The organism is Mycobacterium sp. (assembly GCF_025965855.1).
Classification (GTDB): Bacteria; Actinomycetota; Actinomycetes; order Mycobacteriales; family Mycobacteriaceae; genus Mycobacterium.
Window position 1 is genome coordinate 1 of record NZ_JAOPWB010000109.1, and the last position, 6,475, is coordinate 6,475.

The 6,475-nt window shown below is 66.2% G+C and carries 7 protein-coding genes; 3 read left to right on the forward strand and 4 right to left on the reverse strand.

Annotated elements, in window-relative coordinates; translation table 11 throughout:
• Window positions 1–221 precede the first annotated feature (221 nt).
• Complete coding sequence (locus JWP83_RS07985) at window positions 222–1,394, forward strand: LLM class flavin-dependent oxidoreductase (protein WP_297728237.1); 1,173 nt, start codon at window positions 222–224, stop codon at window positions 1,392–1,394.
• A 39-nt stretch (window positions 1,395–1,433) separates the two neighbouring features.
• Here the strand turns inward: JWP83_RS07985 and JWP83_RS31195 are convergent, their stop codons facing one another.
• Both JWP83_RS31195 and JWP83_RS07995 read right to left on the reverse strand, forming a co-directional pair.
• A complete protein-coding gene (locus tag JWP83_RS31195) occupies window positions 1,434–1,670 on the reverse strand; it encodes a hypothetical protein (protein ID WP_367185598.1) in 237 nt (78 codons plus the stop codon).
• A gap of 80 nt (window positions 1,671–1,750) precedes the next feature.
• Window positions 1,751–2,125 (reverse strand): hypothetical protein, encoded by a 375-nt coding sequence (locus tag JWP83_RS07995; RefSeq protein ID WP_297728242.1) that lies wholly within the window; start codon window positions 2,123–2,125, stop codon window positions 1,751–1,753.
• A 465-nt stretch (window positions 2,126–2,590) separates the two neighbouring features.
• On the opposite strand from JWP83_RS07995, the gene JWP83_RS08000 reads away from it, so the two are divergent.
• Window positions 2,591–2,953 (forward strand): hypothetical protein, encoded by a 363-nt coding sequence (locus JWP83_RS08000; RefSeq protein WP_297728245.1) that lies wholly within the window; start codon window positions 2,591–2,593, stop codon window positions 2,951–2,953.
• 91 nt (window positions 2,954–3,044) lie between these two features.
• Here the strand turns inward: JWP83_RS08000 and JWP83_RS08005 are convergent, their stop codons facing one another.
• On the reverse strand, window positions 3,045–3,497 hold the full coding sequence (locus JWP83_RS08005; RefSeq protein WP_297728248.1) for an SRPBCC family protein: 453 nt from the start codon (window positions 3,495–3,497) through the stop codon (window positions 3,045–3,047).
• Window positions 3,498–3,730: 233 nt separating this feature from the next.
• Here JWP83_RS08005 and JWP83_RS08010 point away from each other — a divergent pair, with 233 nt between their 5' ends.
• Window positions 3,731–4,813 carry a serine hydrolase gene (locus JWP83_RS08010; RefSeq protein WP_297728251.1) on the forward strand — a complete coding sequence of 361 codons (1,083 nt, stop codon included), beginning with the start codon at window positions 3,731–3,733 and terminating at the stop codon, window positions 4,811–4,813.
• 15 nt (window positions 4,814–4,828) lie between these two features.
• Here the strand turns inward: JWP83_RS08010 and JWP83_RS08015 are convergent, their stop codons facing one another.
• Window positions 4,829–6,430 carry an allophanate hydrolase gene (locus JWP83_RS08015; RefSeq protein ID WP_297728254.1) on the reverse strand — a complete coding sequence of 534 codons (1,602 nt, stop codon included), beginning with the start codon at window positions 6,428–6,430 and terminating at the stop codon, window positions 4,829–4,831.
• Window positions 6,431–6,475: the final 45 nt, after the last annotated feature.

A 6,475-nucleotide genomic window follows, 5' to 3' on the forward strand; every position in this document is an offset into this window, starting at 1 on the left:
CGTTGGTGGCGGCGGCGGTGGACCGGGCGGCGGCGGCGGTTGCGTCGGCAACGTCTGCGGCGGCTACTAAAACACTGCTACGACGAAAGACTTGCCCCCAAGCCGGTGGGGCCATGTGAATCTGGCCCCGCCGGCCGAACAGTGTCTGGGGTCCTCCCTTTTGACCTAACCGGGGGCGCCTTGCGTTATGGTTCGGGCAACGCGACCGCAAGGGGAACCCAATGGCCAAGCTGAGGTTTGGATATTTCATCGCCCCGTTCCACCGGGCAGGCACGAATCCGACGCTAGCCCTGCAGCGCGATCTCGAGTTCGTCGAACACCTCGACGCGCTCGGCTTCGACGAAGCCTGGATCGGGGAGCATCACTCGGCCGGCAGCGAGATCATCAGCTCTCCGGAAGTCTTCATCGCCGCGGCCGCCGAACGCGCCAAGCGGATTCGCTTTGGCACCGGGGTCATTTCGCTCTCGTATCACAACCCGCTTTGGGTCGCCGACCGGTTGATGCTCCTGGATCACCTCACGCATGGTCGCGTGATCGGCGGCGTGGGACCGGGCTCGTTACCGACGGATTCGGCGATGATCGGACTGAACCCCACCGACACGCGCGAGCTTCTCGAAACCAACCTCGACATCGTCGTTCGCTTGCTGGCGGGCGAGACGGTGAGCGCAAAAACCGCCACGCACCAGCTTTTTGACGCCAAGTTGCAGCTGGCCCCGTATTCGGATGGTGGGATCCCGCTGGCGGTCGCCGCGGTCGCCTCGCCGACCGGGGCGCGGCTGGCCGGCAAGCACGGCATCGGCCTGCTCTCCATCGGTGCGACGCTGATCGTCGAGGGCTTCGACGCCCTTTCCTATCACTGGGGCATCGTCGAGGAGCGCGCCGCGGCCTTCGGCACGCGGGTCGACCGCTCCAACTGGAGCCTGGTCGGGCCGATGCACATCGCCGGGACCGACGAACAGGCCCGCGCCGACGTGAAATTCGGGATCGAGTCGTGGTTCAACTACTTCCAGAAGGTGGCCGCCTTCCCCCAGATGACCATGCCGGGCGAACAACTCGACGAGATGATCGACGTCATTAACGACAACGGGGCAGGGGTCATCGGCACTCCGGAACGGGCGCGGGCGCAGGTGCAGCGGCTGTGGGACCAGTCCGGCGGATTCGGCTGCTTCCTGCAGATGGGCCACGAGTGGGCCGATCCCGCCGCCACCAAGCGCTCCGCCGAACTGTTCGCCGCCGAAGTGATGCCGCACTTCCAGGGTCAGGCGCAGCCCACGCTGGACGCCGCCGCGCGCGCCGGGCAGGTGCGGGAGGGCCTCGCGCAGTCTCAGCTGCAGGCCGTCGAGCACATGGCCAAGAAGTATGAAAGCGAGAAACGACCTACTAATACGGTCTGACCTAGAGTTTTACCGAGCGGCCGGCGTGAATATCCTTACCTAGCGCCAAGCCGCAGCTAACGGGCGGCGACGCTTTCTATCCATTGCTCGCGCTCGGCCGCTGGCCAGAATTTTCACGCTGGACGGGTGCGGCAGGCGCAGCGCCGCCAGGCCGTCGGCGGGCAGCACTGGCGGCGGGCTGGACCGCCGCCGCTCGACGACCGCCGCGTGCCGGTACTCGTCGGCCATCGCAGTGTGGGCGTCGCCGCCCAACGCGACGATCAGCCGGGGCCGCACAAGGGCGAGCTCGCGGCGCAAATACTCTGCGCGGTTAGCACCCTAACCGTGGTCGAGCTCGACGAGCGGATCGATTGGCCCTAAGGGTTTTCCGTGGTCTCTGGGTTGGGGGTTACCGGATTTGTTACACCAGGAAGTTGCTGGCCGGGCCAGGGCGGCAGTCCGGTATTCGGTTTAGACGTCGGCGCAACTTCTAGCGGAAGACATTTTTTCGGGGTGAGCGCATTTCTCCATGCGCCGGGCGGGTTCGGCGCGGCCGACAGCGAGCCGTCGGGGCAGCGGAACGAACACGAACCCTCCAGCGCCCCCAGCGGGGCGATGACCGAGGCGTTGAACATGAAGATGTTGATGCCGCCGATACCCTGCACGGCACCGCCGCCGTACTCGCAGTGCCAGCGACTGCCGTTCTCCTCAACTGGGAAGTCGCACCAATAGTGATAGGCCCCCATCTCCATGCCCGATCCCCCCACCCCCGGATAGTCGCATAACCCGGGGCCGGGTACGTTTCCGCCTATATCCGCCTGAGCCACGGGAACACTCAGACCTAGCCATGCAGTGGCCACTATGCCGAAAAGAGCGAATCGTTTCATTCATTCACCTCTTCAAGCGACCGAAACTCAGCGCCGCATCATAGGCGATTACACGGTCAGGCAAACCAACCACGACGCCCTTTAGTAATTCGCCTCCCGGTGCTCACTTAAACCTCCGCGCATTGCCTTTATTTGTCCAGGGGGAGAGCGACCGTGTTTGCTGTAGGCATCGGGGTTAGCAGTCGCCTTATGCCAGGTAGGCCGATAACCAGGGAGTATCAGGACGAGATTGGCTCGAAGTAGCGGCTAGTTCGCGCAGCATCGCGATCTCATATGCGAGCGATAGCCCCTTCTCAGCTTGCGGCTAGCCCCAGGGCGCAAACATGAAGGATGACCACCACCGCCCCTGATCGGCGTCGGCGATTGCGCGCGATGCAACTGATTTTCGCCGGGGCCGCGACCCTGGCAATGATCGCACTGTTCGACGCCGCGCGCCCCGACGCGACCCCAACCGCGCTCGGGGCGGGATCGGTGCGCGCGACCGACGTGGCCCTAGCGGCTCCCGCCAGCGGCCCGTTTGGCGGCTTCGCCGCCGATAACGACGACGACCAAGCCCAACAGCAGGAGCAGCAGGCCCTGCAGCAGATGCAACAGTCCGAACAGCAGGCCGAACAACAAAACGAACAGGCCCAGCTGCAGGCTCAGCAAGCTGAGCAACAGGGTCAATGGGTCGAGGACCACCCCGGCCCGTAGTCTTGTATCGTAGCGTGACGGCCGCAGGATGCGGCCGTCACGTGTCCCGTAACGCTTTGCGCCCCAACGAGAAACGCTATCGCCCGCCGTTTTACTCGCGCTCGGCCGCCTTCACCAGCCGACCCGCGAAGAACCGGACCGCCCCGCCCAGCGCCGCCCGCATCACCGGGCCCGTCCCAGGGGCTCCCTCGACGAACGCGCCGGTCCAGCGGATGTCGGTACCGCCCGCCGGATTCGGGGTGAAGACCACCTCCCCGGAGTAATCCTTGGCGGGGCTCGGCGGCCCGACCAGCTTGTAGGCGTGGCGGCGATCCTGCTCGTACGCGACGGTTTCCTCCTGGACGAGCAAGGGCCACAGGCCCACCCTGCGGACGGCCCCGACGCCGCCCGGTGCCGGATCCCCCTGGCGCGCCCAACTCGACTGAAGAACGATCGGCTTGGCCCACTTCGACCAGTTGGCGCCGTCGGCCACGAGCCGGAACAACGTCGCCGCGGGCGCGCTGGTGGTCCGGTTGATTTCGAACGAGAACTTACGACCCGACATCCCGACTCCCTGGTGAAGATCGCTGAGTGACCCGGATGGCACTGCCGCGTACCCTACCTGTACCGCCTCAAAGCCCCATTTGCCTGCGCGGCCCCGCCCCGAGCGCAATCATCACGGTATGACGAAACCGTCCGTTCTCACCGCCGGCCTTGGCCTGCCCTGCCGCGTGCACGGCGCCGGCGCTTCGCGCGGCTGTCGCCGGCGACGTGTCGTGAAACCCGTTGTGAACAAACATGTTCCGTAAGCGACTATCGCTTGTCGCGGTCATGCTGTTGCTCGGCGCCTGCGGCGGGGGCCATAGCCCCGCGCCCACCACCACCTCAACCGATCACGCCGATGCCGTTGCGCGAAGCCAGAACGTGCTGGACGACGCGATCAAGGCCGGTGCGCCGGGATGCTCGGCCGCGGTAGGCGTCAAGGGAAAGGTGGCCTGGACGGGCGTTCGCGGTGTCGCCGACATGTCGAGCGGCAAGGCGATCACCACGCAAACGGTGTTCGACATCGCCTCGGTGTCCAAGCAGTTCACCGCGACCGGAGTCCTCTTGCTCGTAGCTGCGGGGAAGCTGACCCTCAGCGACCCCTTGTCCCGCTACATCCCCGAGCTGCCGACGTGGGCGACCACGGTCACCGTCGGGCAGCTGATGCACCAGACAAGCGGAATCCCCGAGTACGTCGGTCTGCTCGAGGCGCAGGGTTATCAGCTCGGCGACCGCACCACCGAGGACGAAGCCGTGCAGGCTTTGGTCGGAGTGCCGAAGCTGGAATTTCAACCCGGTTCCCAATTCGAGTACTCCAACTCCAACTACCTGCTGCTCGGCGAGATCGTCGGCCGGGTCGCGCGGGAACCGCTGCCGCAGTTCCTCGCCGAACAGATCTTCCGTCCGCTCGGCCTGGCCATGGTTCTGGACCCCACCGGTCCGATTCCCGACAAAGCCGTCTCGTACGAGAAGAGCAGCGACGGATACCGGGCGACCGAATCGGCTTGGGAGCAGGTCGGCGACGGCGGCATCCAGACCACGCCAAGCCAATTGGTCGGATGGGCCGACAATTACCGAACCGGCCGCGTGGGCGGTTCCGGGTTGCTCGATGCGCAACTGGCCGGCGCGGTGCCGACCGAACCGGGCGGCGCCGATCGTTACGGTGCCGGAATCTATTTGATGGCCAACGGCACGCTCGACCACGATGGCGCCTGGGGCGGGTTCGTCACGGCATTCCGCGTGAGCAAGGACCGGAACACGTCCCTGGCCATCAGCTGCAATACCGACAAGCAGGACCCGGAAACACTCGCTGACTCGCTGGCAAAACTGTGGATGTAGCTGATGCGATCGTTCTCAGGTATTGCATCCAGTTCTGGCCGTGAAACCGATGACGGTGCGCCCATATTCGATTTCGATGCCGGTGTGGGCCGTATGCGCGGGTAGGGAAGCGAGTAGGCGACCCAGGCCGGCTTCGGAGATACGGAACAATTCGCCTTGGATGGGCGCGCCTTGTCGCGCCGCGTTGATGTGGCCGGTGTAGCGGGCGCCGAGTTGTTCGAGCTGCCGGTGCATGGGCTGCCGGAGAACGTGCGCACCGAATAGCGCTACATCGCAGCCTATTTCGATCAGAAGTGTGGATGTCGTCCCGTGCAATCGTGCGGCGATGTCCACGGCGATTTGGTCGCCAAATGCCGGTACGACGACCATCACCCCGAATGGACCACCGGTGGTCGTCGGCGCGCCGGGCACGGCGACGGCCGCCATGTCGAGCAGATTGCAGAAATTGGTGTAAGTGCCCATGCGACGGTTGATCGCGTAGGGATCAGCCTGGATCTCGCCCAGTGTGGGGTGTTCGGTGGTGGTGGGGAGCAGCAGAGCATCGAACCCGCCGACGAGCTCGGCGGCGTCGGCCCGCGCGCGTGCCAGTGCGTCCAGATCGGCGGCGAATGCGGGGCCGGTGATCGCGCGTCCCGCGGTGATGATTGACGCCACGACGGGATCCGCACCCGCCGGTGCGCCGTCGAGGAATTCGCCGACGGCCGCATATCGTTCGGCGACAAACGCACCGTCATAGAGCAGCAGGCCCGCGTCCAGCAGGACGGAGATATCGACCGGTTCGACGCTCAACCCGGCGTCGGTGCCAAGGGCCACGCTCCGCTCGAATGCGAGTCGATAGGCATCGCTGAGTGCGGCCAGGTTGGCGGCCTCCGGGATCGCCACCCGGGGTGCGTGGGGTGCGGCGAGGCGAACGTCGGCGGGCCACTTACGGCTACGGGGATCGCGGGAGTCGGTGCCGGCCATCACTGCGGCCGCGGCGGTGGCCAGGTTGAGGTCGGCCGCCAGCACGGAGACGGCATCGAAGCTGGCGCAGGCCGGAACCACCCCGTGGGTGGGGATGATCCCGAGTGTGGGCTTGATCCCGACGATGCCGTTGAGTGCGGCGGGGACCCGCACCGACCCTGCGGTGTCGGTGCCGATGCCGATGTCGGCGATGCCCAGCGCGACAGCCACGGCGGAACCGGAACTCGAGCCCCCGGCGACCAGGTGCGGATGGCGCGAATTGCGCACGGCGCCAAAGGGGCTCCGAGTGCCCACCAGGCCGGTGCCGAATTGGTCGAGGTTCGTTTTCCCGAGAACGACGGCTCCCGCGGCACGGAGCCGGTCGACGGCGGCGGCCGTGGTTGAGGGCAGGTAGGCAAACTCGGGGCAGCCTGCGGTGGTTGGGAGGCCGGCGACGTCGATGTTGTCCTTGACCGCGACCAGCATTCCCGCCAGGGGCAGGCTCTCTCCAGCGGCGAGCCGTTGTTCGACCGCGCCGGCGTCGGCGAGCACATCGGCCTGTTCGCGCAACGTGATCCAGACTTCGGGCCGATCGACTTCGGTGATTCTGCAATACGCGGCGGTTACCCGCGCGGTGGGGGAGCGGCGGGTGTCGGCGGACTGGTCGATCGTCATTAGGTCAACGATGTCAGAGCACGTGGGGCGCAATGAGGACGGCGG